Source organism: Hyphomicrobium sp. LHD-15, from assembly GCF_031157355.1.
Taxonomy (GTDB): Bacteria; Pseudomonadota; Alphaproteobacteria; order Rhizobiales; family Hyphomicrobiaceae; genus Hyphomicrobium_C.
In genome coordinates this window covers 213,310-230,598 of sequence record NZ_JAVIFT010000004.1, presented here as the reverse complement: position 1 = coordinate 230,598, position 17,289 = coordinate 213,310, and the positions used below count along the sequence as shown (strand labels likewise).

At 64.7% G+C, this 17,289-nt stretch carries 16 protein-coding genes; 8 read left to right on the top strand and 8 right to left on the bottom strand.

Annotation, left to right across the window (positions count from 1 at the left end):
• Positions 1 to 9: 9 nt before the first annotated feature.
• The 7 genes from RCO24_RS14415 to RCO24_RS14385 form a co-directional block, all read right to left on the bottom strand.
• Positions 10 to 564 carry a TIGR00645 family protein gene (locus RCO24_RS14415; RefSeq protein WP_308963072.1) on the bottom strand — a complete coding sequence of 185 codons (555 nt, stop codon included), beginning with the start codon at positions 562 to 564 and terminating at the stop codon, positions 10 to 12.
• Between the two features lie 87 nt (positions 565 to 651).
• The gene (locus tag RCO24_RS14410; protein WP_308963070.1) at positions 652 to 1,638 is read right to left on the bottom strand and encodes a L,D-transpeptidase family protein; all 987 of its coding nucleotides are present in this window, start codon (positions 1,636 to 1,638) and stop codon (positions 652 to 654) included.
• A 187-nt stretch (positions 1,639 to 1,825) separates the two neighbouring features.
• The gene (locus tag RCO24_RS14405) at positions 1,826 to 2,761 is read right to left on the bottom strand and encodes a murein L,D-transpeptidase family protein (RefSeq protein ID WP_308963068.1); all 936 of its coding nucleotides are present in this window, start codon (positions 2,759 to 2,761) and stop codon (positions 1,826 to 1,828) included.
• Between the two features lie 12 nt (positions 2,762 to 2,773).
• On the bottom strand, positions 2,774 to 3,775 hold the full coding sequence (locus RCO24_RS14400; protein WP_308963066.1) for a murein L,D-transpeptidase family protein: 1,002 nt from the start codon (positions 3,773 to 3,775) through the stop codon (positions 2,774 to 2,776).
• A 201-nt stretch (positions 3,776 to 3,976) separates the two neighbouring features.
• Complete coding sequence (locus tag RCO24_RS14395) at positions 3,977 to 4,960, bottom strand: acetyl-CoA carboxylase carboxyltransferase subunit alpha (protein ID WP_308963065.1); 984 nt, start codon at positions 4,958 to 4,960, stop codon at positions 3,977 to 3,979.
• Positions 4,961 to 5,187: 227 nt separating this feature from the next.
• Positions 5,188 to 6,129, bottom strand: a complete 942-nt coding sequence (locus RCO24_RS14390; RefSeq protein WP_308963063.1) for a site-specific tyrosine recombinase XerD — start codon at positions 6,127 to 6,129, stop codon at positions 5,188 to 5,190.
• Between the two features lie 31 nt (positions 6,130 to 6,160).
• Positions 6,161 to 7,768 carry a hypothetical protein gene (locus RCO24_RS14385; protein ID WP_308963062.1) on the bottom strand — a complete coding sequence of 536 codons (1,608 nt, stop codon included), beginning with the start codon at positions 7,766 to 7,768 and terminating at the stop codon, positions 6,161 to 6,163.
• A gap of 671 nt (positions 7,769 to 8,439) precedes the next feature.
• Between RCO24_RS14385 and RCO24_RS14380 the strand changes: the two genes are divergently transcribed.
• The 4 genes from RCO24_RS14380 to RCO24_RS14365 all read left to right on the top strand — a co-directional run bounded on the left by RCO24_RS14380 (position 8,440) and on the right by RCO24_RS14365 (position 12,875).
• Positions 8,440 to 9,021, top strand: a complete 582-nt coding sequence (locus RCO24_RS14380) for a shikimate kinase (protein WP_308963060.1) — start codon at positions 8,440 to 8,442, stop codon at positions 9,019 to 9,021.
• Between the two features lie 97 nt (positions 9,022 to 9,118).
• On the top strand, positions 9,119 to 10,219 hold the full coding sequence (aroB, locus tag RCO24_RS14375) for a 3-dehydroquinate synthase (RefSeq protein WP_308963058.1): 1,101 nt from the start codon (positions 9,119 to 9,121) through the stop codon (positions 10,217 to 10,219).
• A 90-nt stretch (positions 10,220 to 10,309) separates the two neighbouring features.
• Positions 10,310 to 11,614: an HlyC/CorC family transporter gene (locus tag RCO24_RS14370; protein WP_308963056.1), complete on the top strand. Its 1,305-nt coding sequence runs from the start codon at positions 10,310 to 10,312 to the stop codon at positions 11,612 to 11,614.
• A 97-nt stretch (positions 11,615 to 11,711) separates the two neighbouring features.
• Positions 11,712 to 12,875 carry an NAD(P)/FAD-dependent oxidoreductase gene (locus RCO24_RS14365; protein ID WP_308963055.1) on the top strand — a complete coding sequence of 388 codons (1,164 nt, stop codon included), beginning with the start codon at positions 11,712 to 11,714 and terminating at the stop codon, positions 12,873 to 12,875.
• Here the strand turns inward: RCO24_RS14365 and RCO24_RS14360 are convergent.
• Positions 12,848 to 13,123, bottom strand: a complete 276-nt coding sequence (locus RCO24_RS14360) for a BolA family protein (protein ID WP_308963054.1) — start codon at positions 13,121 to 13,123, stop codon at positions 12,848 to 12,850. The two genes, RCO24_RS14365 and RCO24_RS14360, sit on opposite strands and share 28 nt — an antisense overlap.
• Before the next feature lie 102 nt (positions 13,124 to 13,225).
• Here RCO24_RS14360 and RCO24_RS14355 point away from each other — a divergent pair, with 102 nt between their 5' ends.
• The 4 genes from RCO24_RS14355 to cobT all read left to right on the top strand — a co-directional run bounded on the left by RCO24_RS14355 (position 13,226) and on the right by cobT (position 17,264).
• Positions 13,226 to 13,858 carry a DnaJ domain-containing protein gene (locus tag RCO24_RS14355; protein ID WP_308963053.1) on the top strand — a complete coding sequence of 211 codons (633 nt, stop codon included), beginning with the start codon at positions 13,226 to 13,228 and terminating at the stop codon, positions 13,856 to 13,858.
• Between the two features lie 162 nt (positions 13,859 to 14,020).
• Positions 14,021 to 15,025, top strand: coding sequence for a cobaltochelatase subunit CobS (gene cobS, locus RCO24_RS14350; RefSeq protein ID WP_308963052.1), 1,005 nt, complete (start codon positions 14,021 to 14,023; stop codon positions 15,023 to 15,025).
• 13 nt (positions 15,026 to 15,038) lie between these two features.
• Entirely contained in the window at positions 15,039 to 15,374 is a 336-nt protein-coding gene (locus RCO24_RS14345; protein ID WP_308963051.1) for a hypothetical protein, read from the top strand.
• Between the two features lie 6 nt (positions 15,375 to 15,380).
• Positions 15,381 to 17,264, top strand: a complete 1,884-nt coding sequence (gene cobT / locus RCO24_RS14340) for a cobaltochelatase subunit CobT (RefSeq protein ID WP_308963050.1) — start codon at positions 15,381 to 15,383, stop codon at positions 17,262 to 17,264.
• The last annotated feature ends 25 nt before the right edge of the window (positions 17,265 to 17,289 follow it).

Genomic DNA, 17,289 nt, shown 5'->3' with positions numbered 1-17,289 from the left:
CGTGGCCCCTCAATGCTCCGATTTTCCGGGTGCCGGCGCGGCATGTCCGCCGCCATGCCCCGAGATGCGATCCGAAAGCGCGAGCAGCACGCTCGACACCACGAACACCACATGGATGACGACGAGCCAGAAGATCTCGCGCTCGGAGATGTTCTGGATCGACATGAACTGCTTCAGCAGCTGAATGGCCGAGATCGCGACGATCGACGACAGCAGCTTGAGCTTCAGCCCCGAGAAATCGATGGTGCCCATCCACTCCGGCCAGTCGCGGTGACCCGAGTGGTCGATCTTCGAGACGAAGTTCTCGTAGCCCGAAAAGATCACGATGATCAGCAGCGAAGCCGTCAGCGTGAGGTCGACCAGCGCCAGCACGCCGAGAATGACCTCACTCTCGGTTGCGGTGAAGGCATGAAGAGCGATGTGAAACAGTTCGCCGGTGAACTTGACGAGCAGCACCAACAGCGAGATCGCCAATCCGAGATAGAACGGGGCGAGAATCCACCGGCTGGCGAAGATCAAAACTTCCAGCGCCTTCTCGATCTTGCTCGTCACTGTATCCCACATGAGGTCCCTGGCTCCCGTGCCTGCGTCCTGAACACCGGGGGTATGGCATGACGGGCGCGCTCGCGGCAAGCAACGGGCGGAAATCCGTTAATGCTGCTTCACGACCTGCTGGCCGGGCGCTGCCGAGCCGGCATCCTTGCCTTCGGCCGTCACCACCACCGGATCTGGGCAATCGGTGCGAAGCGCCCCCAGCATGATGTCCGAGCGGGATTTGCCGCGCTTACGCTTTGAAGCCGGCGGCTCCTCGACGGCGTCGGCCGCTTTCGGCGGCGCATCCGCAACGCTATAGGCACCCTTGCAGACGCTGACGCGCGGCGGCCGTCCCGTCCGTTCGAACGATTTGTATCCCGCCTGGAGCGTCGTCCAGAATCCGTGCCACGGGCTCGCCGTATGCGCCGCGAGGGCTTCGTCGGTCATGCGGAATGGAAACACGTGGATAGGCACGTAGCGCTGCCCGTTGCCGAGGGCAGCTTTGGTGAGCCCGTAGACTTCACCGATGACCGGATTGGTCAGCGCGAAGCAGCCGACCGACGAGCATCCGCCGTGCATCAGGATATAGGAGCCGTCGCGATCATGCGCGCGGTCGAATGCATTCGGAAAGCCGAGATTGATCGCGCGGGGCCAGCGGCCGAGATGGCGAAGCTGGCGGCTGGCGATCGTGTAGAAGCCTTCCGGCGTCTGCTTGTCGCCTTCCTTGAGCTTGGGGCCGAGCGTTCCGGACCAATGGCAGATCGGATAGGTCGCGAACAGGACGAAGCGGTCGCCCTTCTCGATCCAAAGCTCGAGCTCCGAGCTGTCCTTGAACACGCGCATCAGCACCGGCGCGCCGGATTTGACGCCGGCTTCGGCAAGCCGCTCCGTGAGGCGGCTGACATCTGGAGTATTTGCGAGCGGCAGGCGACCATCGACTGCGGCGCGCTGGCGCTCGATGCGATCCGGCGCGACGTCCTTGAGCTCGATCGAAATCGCCGATGCGTTGCCGGCGCCAACTGCGAGCCCGATGGCGGCTGCGAGACCGGCCATGAGGGCGCGCCGCGCCCCACGCTTGGTTTGTTCCGGCCTTACGCCAACCATCCCGCACCGCTCGCTAGAGGGCTTCCAGAAAGACAGGGCCGTGCCCCAGTAGATCGCCAAGCAATTGAAAGCACAGGCGCCCCGTGGATGAAACCTTAGCGTGGCTTTATCGATAATTCAGCTTTGCGCGCGCAGCCGGACCGCCACAGGTTTGGCCAAGGGTGTGGAAAACTTGGGTGTCCCGCAGCTATCGGGCGGTGGCGCCTGTCGGGCATCCGGCCTCGATCGGCGCGCTTCCGTCCGAACCTTCGACGCCGGGGCCAAAGGCATATGTTTTGCCGCAAACGCTGACCTTCGGCGGGGTCAAGTTGGCGTCGAATAGGTCGTACCCCGGCTTGAGGCTGGTCCAGAACGCGCTCTGCGGTGAGCCCGCATGGCGTGCGAGATTGCTCTCCGTCATGCGGAACGGAAACACCTGCACCTGGAAGCGCTGCTGGCCTCCGTTGAGAGCACTGGTGACGAGCTTCCAGATCTCGTCGATGACCGGGTTCGTCATCGCGTAGCATCCGATCGAGCCGCATCCCCCATGCACCATCAGAAACGATCCGCTGCGGCCAAGCGCGCGGTCGAAGGCGTTGGGGAAACCGAGGTTGAAGGAGCGGTGCCAGGCGCTGTTGGGATTGAGCGCCTTCGCGTCGACGGTATAGAAGCCCTCCGGGGCCTGCCGGTCGCCGGTCTTGATCTTAGGGCCAAGCTCGCCCGACCATTTGCAGATCGGATAGGTCGCGAAGCGGTGGAATTTCCCGTCGCGCAGCATCCACAGCTCGAGCTCGAACTCGCGCTTGAAGATCCGCATGAAAATCGGATTGCCGACCGCCAAACCGTGTGAGGCGAGACGCTTGTCCAGGTTCCAGAGATCGGGCGTACCGGGCAGCGGCACCTTGTAGCTTGCGAGCGTGTGGCGCCAATGACGCTGGATGCCGATCCACGTCCGCTCGGCATCGACTGGCCGGGCGAGCGCAAATAGCGCGGCAGAGATCGGCACCGCGATCAGAAGCAGAAGCAGCGCGCGGAAAACAAGACGTCCCGTACGGCGCTTGCGCGGCTTCTGCCCGCGCTGCGGCGGTTGAGCCGCCGCATCCGGTGTGCCGTCAGGTGAGGCCTTGGAGGGCGTGTCGGCCATCCGCGCCACGGACTATGGATTGTAGCCGAGCGCGGAAGCGCCCGGCGGCATGCCGCTGCCGGAGATGGAACCGGTCGTCGTGGCGAACAGGCTCTGCGACTGGGCTGTGGTCTGCGCGACTTCCGTCGCATCCCGGGTTTTAGGACCCGGCATTGTCAGCCGTTCCGTCGCGAGCTGCCATTCGGCCGGGCGCGGAGCGAACGGCTGCAGCGTCGGCTTCTCGAAGCGCGGGCAGCGTCCGGCCGGATCGATCGGCTGGTCGGTCATGGCCACGGCATCGACGACGTAGCGCTTCTCACACACGGCGATCGAGGGCGGGATGCGGTTGATCTCGAAGGAGTCGTAGCCTTGCTTCAGCGTTTTCCAGAAGGCGTACCACTTGTGGCCCTTGAAGCGGTCAAGCTTCTCCTGCGTCATGCGGAACGGGAAGGCATGCACCTGGAAGCCGGTCTGCCCGCTGCGCAGCGCATCGCGCGCGAGCCCGTAGATTTCTTCGGCGAGCGCATCCGTCATCGCGTAGCAGCCGGCCGACTTGCACTTGCCGTGCACCATCAGCGCTTCGCCCGTGCGGCCGAGCGAGCGGTCATAGGCGTTGGGATAGCCGAGGTTGAAGGCCAGATAGAACTTGGAGTTCGGGTTCATCTGCGTCTGGGAGATCGTGTAGAACCCTTCCGGCGCCTGTTTGTCGCCCTGCACCTGCTTGGGCCCGAGATCGCCGGACCAATTGCAGATCGGATAGGTCTTGAAGTGATAGAAGCGCCCATCGTCGCGCATCTTCCAGACTTCGAGCTCCGACTCCTCCTTGAAGATGCGCACGAAGATCGGCGCAGCCGTATTCATGCCCTTCTTGCCGAGAAGCGAGACGGTTTCCGCAGTCAGCGGCTGTTCGGAAGGCGGGATCAACCCGGTCGCGCTCGAGCACGCGCCAAGCAAAGCGCTCACGAGCCCAACCGCCAAGGCGGGCTTCAAGCGAGCGGCAATTCTGTCAGCGAGGATGTTTAGACGCACACGCATTCCCCCTGGCGCATACGAAGGACCATCCAACCGAAACCGTAAAGATTCCATTAACGTTACGGATTCCCCAAAGTTTTCAGTGCGAGCGCGGAAGTGTCGAACATGACACCCGAATTGGGCGCTCATGGGGCCACCCACCCCAACCGAGCCTCGGATGTTACCCGATTTATCGGCAACACGCACGAACGGAAACGGCAAATCCTACAACTGCCGCCCGATGCCGAGGAAGCGCTCGTGGCGCAGATTCCTGATCTCTTCCGGGGTTTTCCCCTCGAATTCCGCGAGCGCCTTGGCGATGGCGTCGCCGGCGGTCTGGATCGCCAGGGCCCGGTCGCGGTGGGCGCCGCCCACCGGCTCGCGGATAATCACGTCGATGACCCCGAGCGTATCGAGGTCCTGCGCCGTGATCTTCATGTTGGTGGCCGCGTCGATGGCCTTGGCGGAATCGCGCCACAGGATCGAGGCTGCCGCCTCGGGCGAGGCCACGGTATAAATGGAATGTTCGAGCATAAGGATGCGGTTGGCCGAAGCGATGGCGATCGCGCCGCCCGATCCGCCCTCCCCGATCACCAGCGCGATGATCGGAACGCCGATTTCGAGGCATTTGTCGGTGGAGCGCGCAATGGCCTCCGCTTGGCCCCGCTCCTCCGCGCCGATGCCGGGATAGGCGCCCGCGGTATCGACGAGCGTGACTACGGGCAGGTTGAACTTGTCGGCCATGTCCATGAGGCGCACGGCCTTGCGGTAGCCTTCGGGTCTGGCCATGCCGAAGTTGTGCCGGATACGCCCTTCCGTGTCCGAGCCCTTCTCGTGTCCGATCACGACGACCGGCTTGCCGCGGAACCGGCCGAGCCCGCCCATGATCGCTTCGTCTTCCGAGAAATAGCGATCCCCGGCGAGCGGCGTGAAATCTTCGATCAGCGCCTTCACATAGTCGAGGCAGTGCGGACGATCGGGATGCCGAGCGACTTGAGTTTTCTGCCAAGGCGTCAGCTTGCCGTAGGTGTCGACAAGCGCGGCTTTGGCCTTTTGCTCGAGCTTCTTGATCTCCTCCGAGATCGAGACGCCCTCGCCGCCTTCGAGCGCCTTGAGCTCCGAGACTTTGCTTTCAAGCTCGGCGATCGGCTTCTCGAAATCGAGATAGGTGCGGACAGTTACCGGGCGGTCGGACTTCGTAGGTTCCAAGGAAAGGCCTCATCCTGCCGCTTGATGTGCGGCGCTCAGTCGGGACGACGGAAATTTGGGGGCACGTTGACCTTCCCGCTTCTCGCCTGTCAAGGCCCGCGCGGATCGTCGTAAACGTCGCCTCACCGCTCTCTTGCCGCGCTGGCTCCCGGAAAAGTGGCCGATTTCAAGTGCAACGGCCTGCAGCTGGCAGATCTTGCAGCCCACGGATCGCCATTTTGGATCCATCAGCCCCGTTTGGCCAGCGGATGATGCTCGGTCACGAGGCGTTTCAGGCGCTCTTCGAGCACGTGCGTGTAGATCTCGGTCGTCGAGATGTCGGCATGTCCGAGCAGGCTTTGTACCGACCGGAGGTCTGCGCCCCGGTCGAGCAGATGGCTCGCAAAGGCGTGCCGGAGGACGTGCGGCGAGACCCGCTCGGGGTCGAGCGCGGCTCGGATCGCGGTCTCCTTGAGATCCTGGGCGAAACGTTGCCGCGTGAGATGGCCGGCGTCTCCGCGCGAGGGAAAAAGATAGCGGGTCGCGATCATGGGGCTGACACCGTCCGCCGGATCGGACCCCAGCTGAAGATAGCGGTCGAGTGCGGCGCGCGCGCTCGTATTGAGCGGAACCAGGCGCTCCCGCCCACCTTTGCCCGTGATCGAGAGCAACCGCGGATCGCCCTTGAGCACGCTGCGGGGAAGCGAAACCAGCTCGGTGACGCGCATGCCCGTCGCATAGAGCATTTCGAGCAGGCAATGGTGACGCACCGCGCGCACGAGATCGCGGCCGGAGAGGCCGTCCGCAGCCTGGGCCGCGCTTTCGATCAGGCGGTCCACCTCGTCCACCGAAAGTGTTTTCGGCAGCGCGCGCTTCTTGCTCGGCGCCGTGATGCCTTCGACCGGGCTGTCTCGCACCACGCCTTCGGCTTCGAGGAATTTGTAGAGCTGGCGGACGGCGGAAAGCCGCCGCGCCCGCGACGCGGGTTTGAGCCCGGCGATCGAAAGTTCCTGCAGGTAGCGCGACAGGTCGGCCTTTCCTGCCGCGGCTATGGTGACGCCGCCGCGGTCGAGATAGGCCGTGAAGTCCTGGAGATCGCGGCGATAGGCATCGAGCGTGTTGGCCGAAGCCCCTTTTTCCGCCGTCTGCATTTCGAGAAAGGCTGCCACGTGGCGCTGGTCGTCGCTCATGGGGACACGAAGGTGATTTGCATCGCGCCCCTCATTGGCTGACGGAACGCGGCCAGGAGCCGAACAGGCCCTCGAGCGCGAGCTGGCGGGCTTCCGCGTCGAGGCCGGCGCGTTTCAGCGCCCGGAGCGCATCGCCGAGAGCGATCATATGAGCGCCTTCCGCTCCCGCAGGCCCGATCGTGCGCATGACGAGCAGCACCGTCCGCCCGAACTCTTTCTTTTTAGAAGCCTCGGCGAGCTGGGAGAGCACGCCCGTATCCGGCAGATGCCCGCCTTCCGGCTGAGGCGAGCGGCCGGCCAGCTCCCAGAGCGGCATCGGCACGTTCATGTCGAGGGCGTCGAGCACGGTCGCGAGCCGATGCAGCAGCGCTGGGTCGAAACGGCCGTTTCGGGCCAGGGGTTCGAGCGCATCGAGGTTCTGTCCGCGGTCTGCCCCGCGCGCCGGGTCCGCGATGTCGGCCAGCGCAATCCAGTGCGCCAGCGGCTGCGGGCCCGGCCCCTCCCCGGCCCCGAGCGAAGATCCGAGGCGGGCCCAGTGCCGGACACCTTCGAAATTGCCCGACGCAAGATTGATCTCGATGGCGGTTTCTGCAAACCAGCCGATTTCCGGTGTGGGAGAAAGTTCCTCGGTCGGCCGCGCCATGAGCTGCAGTGCCGGCCAGTAGAAGCCGCCCCGCCGCGCTTCGTCGAGAAAAGCCCGGATGTGGCGCGTCTTTCGCAACGGCGTCTGCTCCCCCTCCGCCGATTTGAAGAGGCCTGCCCGTTCGATCGTGCCGGCGTCTCCGCCCGCGCCTGAAGCACGATAGAGCTGCGCAAGGTCTCCGGCTGGAATGGCATTGAGGGCCGCGGCGGCTTCTCCGGCTGCCAGTCTGAGGTCGGGCGCCGTTCTCGGATCGTGGGCGAGCCCGGCGAGCAGGGCCGGTGTCGCGGCGGCAAGGAGCTTGGTCTGGTTGGGTGTGCCCTTGAGCGAGGCGATGCGGTAGTCGAGCAGCGAGAGCTTGAGCCCTGACGGAACCTCCGGCACGCCGCCCGCGGCGGCCGTATCGAGCAGATCCGCGCCCACGAGGCCGGGTAGATCCTGCTCACGGATGAAGCTCGCTTGCAGCGAGGCCCCGTCGGGATCGCCGCGAGACGCGGCGCAAAAGCCGTTGATCAGCAGGGTGTCCGAGAGCAGTGTCTTCGGGAGCTGGGACTGAACCGAAAGCAGGCTCTTCGCGATCTCGCATCCGCGCTCGAAGTTGCCGAGCCCGATCTCGCTTTTCGCCGTCAGCGCCAGCAGCAGCGGATCGCTCTCCGAGGCTCGATCTTTCGCGAGCACGGCGGCCGTGTCGTCGATCAGGCCGGATTGATCGAGCGCCTCGACGCGCAAGGCGGTGAAACGCGCCGTGCTGACTGTGCCGGCCGCCGGACCCGTATCCGAGGCGATGAGACGGCGCCAGAGCGCGTGCAGCGCCGGCGATTTGGGGGGCAGGCTGAGGGCTGCGATGTGCTCGGCGAATTGCTCCGCTGAAAGACCGCTCCAAAGCTCGTAAGGCAGCCCCGAGCCGTCCGACGACAGAACGGGGTCGAGTTCCTCGCGCTCGACGCCGCGCCCGCGCTCTTCGTAGGCGGCCGAGGGCGCCAGCTCTTCCCGGGTCACGCCCCCGCCCCGCGGGCGGTCGTCGCCCCACTCCTGCGAAAACGCCGGCCCTAAGGACGGCCAAGCAAGGAAAGCGGCAAACAGGACGGGTCGCAGGGTCCGCCGGATGCGGGGAGCTGAGCAAACACGGGGCGCGCGCATCGGCTTGGCGGTCATGGGAGCAGCGTCATGGCTTTCGGATTTTGACCCCGGGCACCACCTTAACCACCTCGTGCTGAACGGGCTCGAACTGACTGGCGAGAATGTACAATCCTCCCGAGACCAGTGCCAGCAGCGACCCGGCAGAGACGAGGAAGCGGAAAAGGCTTGGCATCGGTGGAAGTCGCTCAGGATGAATGCGCGGACGACAACATTTTCCGACGAAGCCTGTCCCGGACACGATCCGGGATGGATACCGGTTCGTCGTTGGAAAATGCGACAAAACAAAAATCCAAAGCGTTTACGCTTTGGAGCGCGAGACGGGGCACGTCGTGAAGGCACGCGAACGCTTTAGGACATCTTCGAACCTAAGGTGGCGCGATTATGGCTGATTTCCCCGCCATGCGGGCAAGAAAATATCCCGATTTCGGCCCGATCAGCCGGCCACCGGACTGCAAATTGCCTCGACACGGCAAATTGAAGTATGAGTGCGCCCGTTCGGCGAAGCCCACCCGGAGCCCACGAGAGGCGAGATGGAGCACGACAAGGACACCGCTGAGAAGGTTCGGCGCGCGCTCGGTCAGCGCACGGTGGTGCTCGTCGGCCTGATGGGGTGCGGAAAATCGTCGATCGGCCGGCGCCTTGCGACCAAGCTGGGCCTGCCGTTCATCGATGCCGACGAGGAAATCGAGCGCGTCGCGCAAAAGTCGATCAGCGAGATCTTCTCCGACCACGGCGAGAACTTCTTCCGGGATCGCGAGAGCAAGGTGATTGCGCGCCTGCTGGCGCACGGGCCGCAGGTGCTGGCCACGGGCGGAGGTGCCTTCATCATGCCGAGCACGCGCGAAATGATCCGCGATACCGGGCTTTCGATCTGGCTCAGGGCCGAGCTGCCTGTCCTCATGCGACGGGTCGCCAAGCGCGATACCCGTCCCCTGCTCAAGGGCGGCGACCCGGAGGCGGTCATGCGCAAGCTGATGGAGGCGCGCTATCCGATCTATGCGGAGGCGGACCTGACTGTCGAAAGCCGGGACGTGCCCCACGACAGTATCGTTGCCGAGATTATCGAGGCTCTATCCAGGCACCCTGCATTGGCGCAAGCGTCCTCGATCTGATAGTCCTGGGCTTTGAAGCCCAAAGCGCGAGACATAATTCAAGATCATGCCGACCCTTGCTCATTCTCTTGCTGCCACAACCCGAGCGAGCCGCACGGTGCCCGTTCCGCTCCCGGGGCGCGCTTATGACGTGCTGATCGGCCCCGATCTTCTGGCGGAAGCCGGCCGTCTCATCGCCGGGCGCCTCGGCAAGGCGCGTTGCGGCATCGTCACCGACGAGAATGTCGCGAAGCATCATCTGGCCGCGCTGGAAGCGAGCCTGCGCGCCGAAGGCCGTCTCAAGGGCTCCATCGTTTTGAAGCCGGGCGAGCCGACCAAGAGTTTCCGCGAGCTGGGCCCGCTTTGCGAGCGCTTGCTGGAGCTGGGGCTCGAGCGCGGCGACCTCGTGGTCGCCTTTGGTGGCGGCGTGATCGGCGACCTCGCCGGCTTCGCGGCCGGAATTCTCCGGCGCGGCATCCGCTTCGTCCAGATTCCGACCAGCCTGCTTGCCCAGGTCGATAGCTCCGTCGGCGGCAAGACCGGCATCAACACGCCGCAAGGCAAGAATCTGATCGGTGTGTTTCATCAGCCGTCGCTCGTCATTGCCGATACCGATGTTCTGAAAACGTTGCCGCCGCGTGAGATGCGCGCGGGCTACGCCGAAGTGGCGAAATACGGCTTGCTCGGCGACGCCGGCTTCTTCTCCTGGCTCGAGCAGGGTCACGACGGGATTTTCAGCTACGATCAGGAAACGCTGATCACGGCCATCGAGACCAGCGTCAAGGCCAAGGCGGCTATCGTCGTGCGCGACGAGCACGAGAACGGCGACCGCGCGCTCCTGAACCTCGGTCATACCTTCGGCCACGCGCTCGAAGCCTGGACCGGCTATTCGGATCGTCTCCTCCACGGAGAGGGCGTCGCGATCGGCATGTGCCTCGCGTTCCGCTTCTCCGAGCACTTGGGCCTTTGCCCGCAGGGGACGGCCGAGCGGGTTTCGCGCCACCTTGCTGCTGCTGGTCTGCCCACGCGGCTCTCCGACATTCCGGGCGGAAAGGCCGACGCGGGCGAACTCGTGCGCCTGATGGGCCAGGACAAGAAGGTCCGTGACGGCCGGCTGACGTTTATCCTTGTGCGCAACATCGGCGAGGCGTTCGTCTCGCGCGATATCGACGAGGCGGCCGTGCGCGATTTCCTCGCAGCCGAGATCGCAGCTGCCTAGTCTTGTCGCACGGAAGGCGCGACCCGCCGCTTCGTGTTTCGCGGCGCCGACTTTATAGTGCGGTGAACGCGAAGTCGCATTGGTAGATCCATGACACTCGAAATCGGTCTTTTGATCGCGGCGATCGTCCTGATGATCGCCATGAGCGCATTCTTCAACATGAGCGAGACGGGGCTGACGGCCGCTTCGCGCGCCCGCATGCACGCCCTCGATCAGGAAGGCAACGCCAAGGCCAAGCTCGTCAACCGGCTTCTGTCGGAGCCGGAGAAGATGATCGGCGCCGTGCTGCTCGGCAATACGCTGGTCGATGTTCTCGCCGCGAGCCTTGCCTCTGCGCTCGCGATCCGCCTCGTAGGAGAGGTCGGCGTGGTCTATGCGACCGGCATCGTCACACTTCTCATCGTGATTTTTGCCGCCGTCCTGCCAAAGACCTACGCGCTGGCCTACTCCGACCGGGTCGCGCTGTTCGTCGCCCCCATCATGCGCGTGCTGATCGTGCTGTTCGGCCCCGTGACGCGCTTTATCGAGCTGATCGTCCGCTGGATCCTGAAGTTCACACCGACGACCAAGGACGACGAAGCCAACATTCTTGCGGCCCATGCCGAGATCCGCGGCGCGATCGACCTGCAAACGAGAGATGGCGCAGTCGCGCGCCACGACGCCAACATGCTCGGCGGTGTGCTCGATCTGGGCGAGCTGCAGGTCGCGGACATCATGATCCACCGCACCAAGATGGAAACCTATGACGCGGCCGAGTCGCCGCAGGCCATCATCGATCAGGTGCTCCGCTCGCAGTACACGCGCGTTCCGATCTGGCTCGACGAACCCGAGAACATCATCGGCCTCCTCAACACCAAAGATCTCCTGGGCGCGCTTTCGAAGTCCGGCTGGGATGTCGAGAAGCTCGACATCCTGAGCATCGCGGCCAAGCCGTGGTTCGTGCCCGACACGACGACCCTGAAGGATCAGCTCAATCATTTCCTGAAGAACAAGGCACAGATGGCGCTCGTCGTCGACGAGTACGGTGAGGTGCAGGGCTTGATCACGCTCGAGGACATTCTCGAGGAGATCGTCGGTCAGATCTCGGACGAGCATGATTCCGCCGAGCTGCATATTCGTCCGCAGGCCGACGGAACCATCAATGTCGACGGCACGGTTCCGATCCGCGACCTCAATCGGCATATGGATTGGGATCTCCCGGACGACGAGGCGACGACCATCGCCGGGCTCGTCGTGCACGAGGCGCAGATGATCCCCGAGCCGGGGCAGGTCTTCACGTTCTACGGCTATCGGATGGAAATCCTCCGCCGCTCGCGCAACAAGATCGCGGCGGTCCGCATCAAGCGCCTGGACGGAGCGGAGGCGACCGGCGGCGCTCAAAGCTCCGTAGGCTAGCATATCCTCCGCGAACGCCTGATCGCTCGCGTCGAGGCGCGAGGACGCCACAATCGTTTGGCATGTTCGGGCTGCAGTCGCTCAGCCGGAGTTTCGCATGTCGGAAGCTGTCCGCCCCTATGACCTCGTCATTGTCGGCGCCTCGTTCGCGGGGCTAGTCGCCGCGCGCACAGCGGCCATGCGCGGCCTCAAGGTCGCCGTTCTCGAAGCCAAGCCCGAAGCCGGCCATCGCGTCGCGACGACGGGCATCCTGGTCAAGGAAGCGGCCGAGGAGATCGACATTCCCCACACGCTGACGCGGCGGGTGCATGGCGTCCGTCTCTACGCGCCGAGCCACCGCTTCATCGACCTGTTCGCTCCGGGCTATTTCTTCCTGACGACCGACACCGCCAACGTGCTGCGCTGGCTCTCCAACGAAGCCCTCCGCGCTGGCGCCAAAATTCTTTATCGCGCGCGTTTCGAGGGTGCCGATCGTGAGAGCGGCCTCTTTCGGTTTCGCGGCATCAACATTGCGGCGCGTTACATCCTGGGCGCCGACGGTGCCCGCTCGGCCGTGGCGCGCGCCTTTGGCCTCGACCGCAATGAGAAATTCCTGACCGGCCTCGAAGTCGAGTACGAAGACTTGGCCGATGCCGACCCGCGCTTCCTGCACTGCTTCCTCGATTCCAGGCTCGCGCCAGGTTATCTGGGCTGGGTTGCACCCGGACCGTCCGTAACCCAGGCCGGCCTCGCCGTCGGCCCCGGCCGCAGCCCCGACCTCAAGGCGTTTCTCGCCGCGACCGAGCCGATCTTCGGATATTCGAAGGCGCGAGCCGTCGAGCGCAGGTCGGGACGCATTCCGGCTGGCGGCCTTTTGAAGCGTTGGCACACGGACGGCGTTATGCTCGTCGGCGATGCGGCCGGCCAAGTCTCGCCCGCCACCGGCGGAGGCATCAAGCTCGCCTTCGAGTTGGGACGGCGCTCCGCGCAGGTCATCGCCGACCATCTGCAGGATCTCGGCCCCCCGCCCGCGGTTGCGCTCGCTCCCGAGCTGCCGTCGTTCGCGATGAAGAAGATGACGCGGACGGCACTCGATCTCGCGCCTCCGAACGCGCTTATCGATATGGCGATTGCGTTGCCGCCGATGCGCTGGCTGGCCCAGCACATGTATTTCCACCGGCGCGGAGCCGGCGGCGTCAGCTTTGCCGAGTTCGAGGCGAAGCTCAACGCCGAGCGGCAAAGCGCGGCGGCTCCCTATCCCACCGCTTCGCCCGGCGCATAGGTCGAAAGCGCCAGCGCGTGAATGCTCCCTTTGAGCTCGTCGGCGATGGCGTCGGTGACCATGCGATGGCGCCCCACGCGTGAGACGCCCGTAAACATCGGCGAAACGATTAGGATGCGAAAATGACTTTCCCCGGTGTTTGGCGAGGAACGGTGTCCGGCATGCAATTCGCTTTCGTTGATGATATCGAGACGCGTCGGTTCGAGTGCGACCATGAGCTTCTCGCGCAACCGCGTCTCCGCCGACATAGTGTATCCTCCATGAAATTTTTTGCTTTGCGGCTACGCTCCGGCAGCATCGACAAAGAGTTCGTCTTGTCTGGCCGCGGCCGGGAGACCATAATCTAAGCCATGAAACTCAACTCGAAATACTTTGATTCGATCCGGGCCGCTCCCAAGCGGGCAGCGGACGACGCGGACCGGAAAAAGCACCCCACCTGCCAATGGAAGGGATGCAACCGGCCGGCGCCTCACCGCGCGCCAAAAGGCCGCGGGCGAGACGGCGAGTATTTCGCGTTCTGCGTGGACCACGTTCGCGAGTACAATGCGTCTTATAACTATTTCGACGGCATGAGCGACGCGGAGGTCTCGGACTTCCAGAAGGACGCCATGACCGGCCACAGGCCGACCTGGAAGGTCGGGGCGAACTCTTGGGCGCACGGCACCAGCGCGAAGGTCTCGGGCGCCCGCGGTGGCGGCGACGGGTTTCGCGAGCATGATCCGCACGATTTGTTCGCCGAGCAGGCGCGCCAGGCCCGTGAGCAGCCGGCGGAGCAGCGGCGCACATTGAAGCCGATCGAGCGCAAGTCGCTCGAGGCGCTTCACTTGCCCGAGACGGCATCGAAGCAGGAGATCAAGACGCGCTTCAAGGAGTTGGTTAAACGCCACCACCCCGATTCCAACGGCGGCGATACGCGCTCCGAGGACACCCTGCGCGAGATCATCCAGGCCTATAATTACCTGAAGCGCTCCGGACTGGTCTGATCCGGTAAGCTCGCCTCCCCGCCCTGCTCGCTGGACTGGGCGACCTCGACCCTATAACTATCTGCGGAAACCGGATCTTGTCCGAACCGCATCCGCCGCTTGCCGAATTACGGACAAGCACGGACCGGCGGACGTCGTAACCATTGCCCGATACAGGTCTCAATGCGCGCGCAAACCTCCACTGCTGCTTCCTCCCAGGCGCCTGGGCTGCCCGACATGAAACTCTCGGTTCGCCAGGTGTTCGGGATCGACTCCGATCTCGAGGTGTCGGCGTACTCGAAGGCCGATGAGCATGTGCCCGATCTCGATCCCGACTATCAGTTCAACCGGGAAGTGACGCTCGCCATCCTCGCGGGCTTCAAATACAACCGCCGCGTGATGGTTCAGGGCTATCACGGCACCGGCAAATCGACCCACATCGAGCAGGTCGCCGCGCGCCTCAACTGGCCGTGCATCCGCGTCAACCTCGACAGCCACGTCTCGCGCATCGATCTCGTCGGCAAGGACGCGATCGTGCTGAAGGACGGCAAGCAGGTCACCGAGTTCCGCGAGGGCATCCTGCCCTACGCGCTGCAGACGAACACCGCGCTCGTGTTCGACGAGTATGACGCCGGCCGCCCCGATGTGATGTTCGTGATCCAGCGCGTGCTCGAGGTTTCGGGCAAGCTCACGCTGCTCGATCAGTCGAAGGTGATCCGCCCGCACGCCGCGTTCCGCCTCTTCGCGACGACGAACACCATCGGCCTCGGCGATACGTCGGGCCTCTATCACGGCACCCAGCAGATCAACCAGGGCCAGATGGACCGCTGGTCCATCGTCGCGACGCTGAACTATCTGCCGCACGACGACGAGGCACGCATCGTCCTGTCGAAGGTCAAGAGCTGGAACAAGACCGACGCCAAGCGCAAGGTCGTGTCGAACATGGTTCGCGTCGCCGATCTCACGCGCCAGGCCTTCATCAACGGCGACCTCTCGACCGTCATGAGCCCGCGCACCGTGATGACATGGGCCGAGAACGCCGAGATCTTCGGCGATGTCGGCTTTGCGTTCCGCCTCACGTTCTTGAACAAGTGCGACGAGCTCGAGCGCCCGCTGGTCGCCGAGTTCTATCAGCGCGCCTTCGGTGAGGAACTGCCCGAGAGCGCGGCGAACGTCGCACTCGGTTGAGATCTGGGCTGAGATGGGAAGCGCAAGCCTGGCCGTCATGGGCGAACACGACGAAGACAGAGCCGCACTCGCAGCAGCGGGCTATACCAGCCCGCGCCAGGCGGTTCTGTTCTGCGCGATCCTCGCTTTTGTCGGCGGTTTGCTCGGCTCGGTGGTGATTGCCATTCTCTGGAATGCGATGGTGCCGGGAACGTCCGAGACCATCAGCACGGCGGTCGGGGCAGGCTTCGGGTCCGTCGCTGCGGTGCTGATTGGCTTGATCAAGATCCGCCAGGGCAACCTCGAAGCCCGCGAGCAGGTCGGCGACAGGGAATGGCGCCGCCAGCTTCGGCGCGAACTCGGTAAGTAAGGCGCCATGACGCAAAATCCGAAACGCCGGGAATCGCCCTCCGAGCCGCTGAAGCGCGTGCTGGGGCTGACGGTGCGTGCGATCGCCGGCGATCCGGAGGTCGAGGTCACCTACGGTCCGGCCAAGCCGGCCCTCGAAGGCAAGCTCGTCCGCTTGGCGGAGCCCTCGCGCATTCCCTCCGCGGCCGAGATCGCGGTGTTGCGTGGGTGGGCGGATAGCCTTGCGCTGACGGCTGCGTGCCACGACGACGCCGTGCATCGTCGCCTCGCGCCCTCGTCCGGTGCGGCCCGCGAAGTGTTCGAGGCCTTGGAGCGCGCGCGCATCGAGGCGCTGGGCGCAAATCGCATGGACGGCATGGCCAACAATCTCGCCGCCAAGTGCGAGGATGAATATGGTCATGGCCGCTTCGACCGCATTTCCGATCGCGCCGACGCGCCGATCGGCAACGCGCTGTCGCTTCTGGTGCGCGAGCGCCTGACAGGACGCGCGCCGCCCGAAAGTGCCCGTGCACTCGTCGACCTGTGGCGCCCGCTCGTCGAAGAGCGCGCCGACGGCGTGTTTCAGCAGCTGAAGGACCTGGCCGAGAACCAGGAAGCATTCGGCCGCCTCGTTCGCGACCTCCTGAAGGCGTTGGATCTCGCCGACGAGTTCCAGGAAGGCCAGGCCGACGAGAGCGAGGAGACCGCCGAAGAGAAGCCCGATGGCGGCGAGGCTGAGGCCGAAAGCGAGGACGAAGGCGGCGAGGGCGGCGAGCAGGAACGCGAGGAAGAGCGCTCTGAAGGCGACGCTGGCGAGGCGCAGGAAACGGCCGACGCTCCCGATCCCGAAGATTTCGACAGCGACGCCGAAGAGCCCGACGGCATGGAGACGACCGAGCCCTGGCGGCCGAACGTCTCGGTTCTCGAGGATCCCGAGCCCTTCGGTTACAAGGTCTATACGCGCGCCCACGACGAAGAGGTCGCCGCCCAGGACATTTCCTCACCTGAGGAATTGGAGCGCCTGCGCACATTCCTCGACAAGGAGTTGAAGGCGCTTGCAAGCGTTGTCGCCCGCCTCGCCAATCGCCTGCAGCGCCGTTTGCTCGCGCAGCAGAACCGCGCCTGGGATTTCGACCTCGAGGAAGGCACGCTTGATGCCGCGCGCCTGACGCGCATCGTCACCGATCCGATGCAGCCGCTGTCGTTCAAGCGCGAGCGCGATACCGAATTCCGCGACACGGTCGTCACGCTGCTCCTCGATAATTCCGGCTCCATGCGCGGTCGCCCGATCATGGTCGCGGCCTGCTGTGCCGATATCCTGGCCCGCACGCTCGAGCGCTGCGGCGTCAAGGTCGAGATCCTCGGGTTCACGACGCGGGCCTGGAAGGGCGGGCAGTCGCGCGAGGAATGGCTTGCGGCCGGCAAGCCGGCGACACCGGGGCGCCTCAACGATCTCCGTCACATCATCTACAAGACGGCCGACGAGCCCTGGCGGCGCGCCAAGCGCTCGCTCGCGCTGATGATGCGGGAAGGCTTGCTCAAAGAGAACATCGACGGCGAGGCATTGGCGTGGGCGCACGGTCGCCTGATGGCCCGTCCCGAGCAGCGCCGCATTCTGATGATGATCTCGGACGGTGCGCCGGTCGACGACTCCACGCTCTCGGTGAATTCGGGCAGCTACCTTGAGCAGCATCTGCGGAAAGTCATTGACGAGATCCAGACCCGCTCGCCCGTCGAGCTGATCGCCATCGGTATCGGCCACGATGTCACACGATATTACGCTCGCGCTGTTACCATCTCGGATCCGAGTGAGCTGGCCGGCGCCATGACGGACAAGCTCGTCGAGCTGTTCGAGGAAAAGCCGAAAGTGGTGCCGACGCGCGGGCGGCCGAAGGCGCGTCGCGCCGTCTAGGCCGGGAAATTAAGCGAAGAGATCG

Bases quoted from the DNA above. Each gene is read 5' to 3' on its own strand.
- RCO24_RS14415 (WP_308963072.1), bottom strand. From the start codon at position 564: ATGTGGGATACAGTGACGAGCAAGATCGAGAAGGCGCTGGAAGTTTTG.
- RCO24_RS14410 (WP_308963070.1), bottom strand. From the start codon at position 1,638: ATGGTTGGCGTAAGGCCGGAACAAACCAAGCGTGGGGCGCGGCGCGCC.
- RCO24_RS14405 (WP_308963068.1), bottom strand. From the start codon at position 2,761: ATGGCCGACACGCCCTCCAAGGCCTCACCTGACGGCACACCGGATGCG.
- RCO24_RS14400 (WP_308963066.1), bottom strand. From the start codon at position 3,775: ATGCGTGTGCGTCTAAACATCCTCGCTGACAGAATTGCCGCTCGCTTG.
- RCO24_RS14390 (WP_308963063.1), bottom strand. From the start codon at position 6,129: ATGAGCGACGACCAGCGCCACGTGGCAGCCTTTCTCGAAATGCAGACG.
- RCO24_RS14380 (WP_308963060.1), top strand. From the start codon at position 8,440: ATGGAGCACGACAAGGACACCGCTGAGAAGGTTCGGCGCGCGCTCGGT.
- RCO24_RS14370 (WP_308963056.1), top strand. From the start codon at position 10,310: ATGACACTCGAAATCGGTCTTTTGATCGCGGCGATCGTCCTGATGATC.
- RCO24_RS14365 (WP_308963055.1), top strand. From the start codon at position 11,712: ATGTCGGAAGCTGTCCGCCCCTATGACCTCGTCATTGTCGGCGCCTCG.
- RCO24_RS14360 (WP_308963054.1), bottom strand. From the start codon at position 13,123: ATGTCGGCGGAGACGCGGTTGCGCGAGAAGCTCATGGTCGCACTCGAA.
- RCO24_RS14355 (WP_308963053.1), top strand. From the start codon at position 13,226: ATGAAACTCAACTCGAAATACTTTGATTCGATCCGGGCCGCTCCCAAG.
- cobS (WP_308963052.1), top strand. From the start codon at position 14,021: ATGCGCGCGCAAACCTCCACTGCTGCTTCCTCCCAGGCGCCTGGGCTG.
- RCO24_RS14345 (WP_308963051.1), top strand. From the start codon at position 15,039: ATGGGAAGCGCAAGCCTGGCCGTCATGGGCGAACACGACGAAGACAGA.
- cobT (WP_308963050.1), top strand. From the start codon at position 15,381: ATGACGCAAAATCCGAAACGCCGGGAATCGCCCTCCGAGCCGCTGAAG.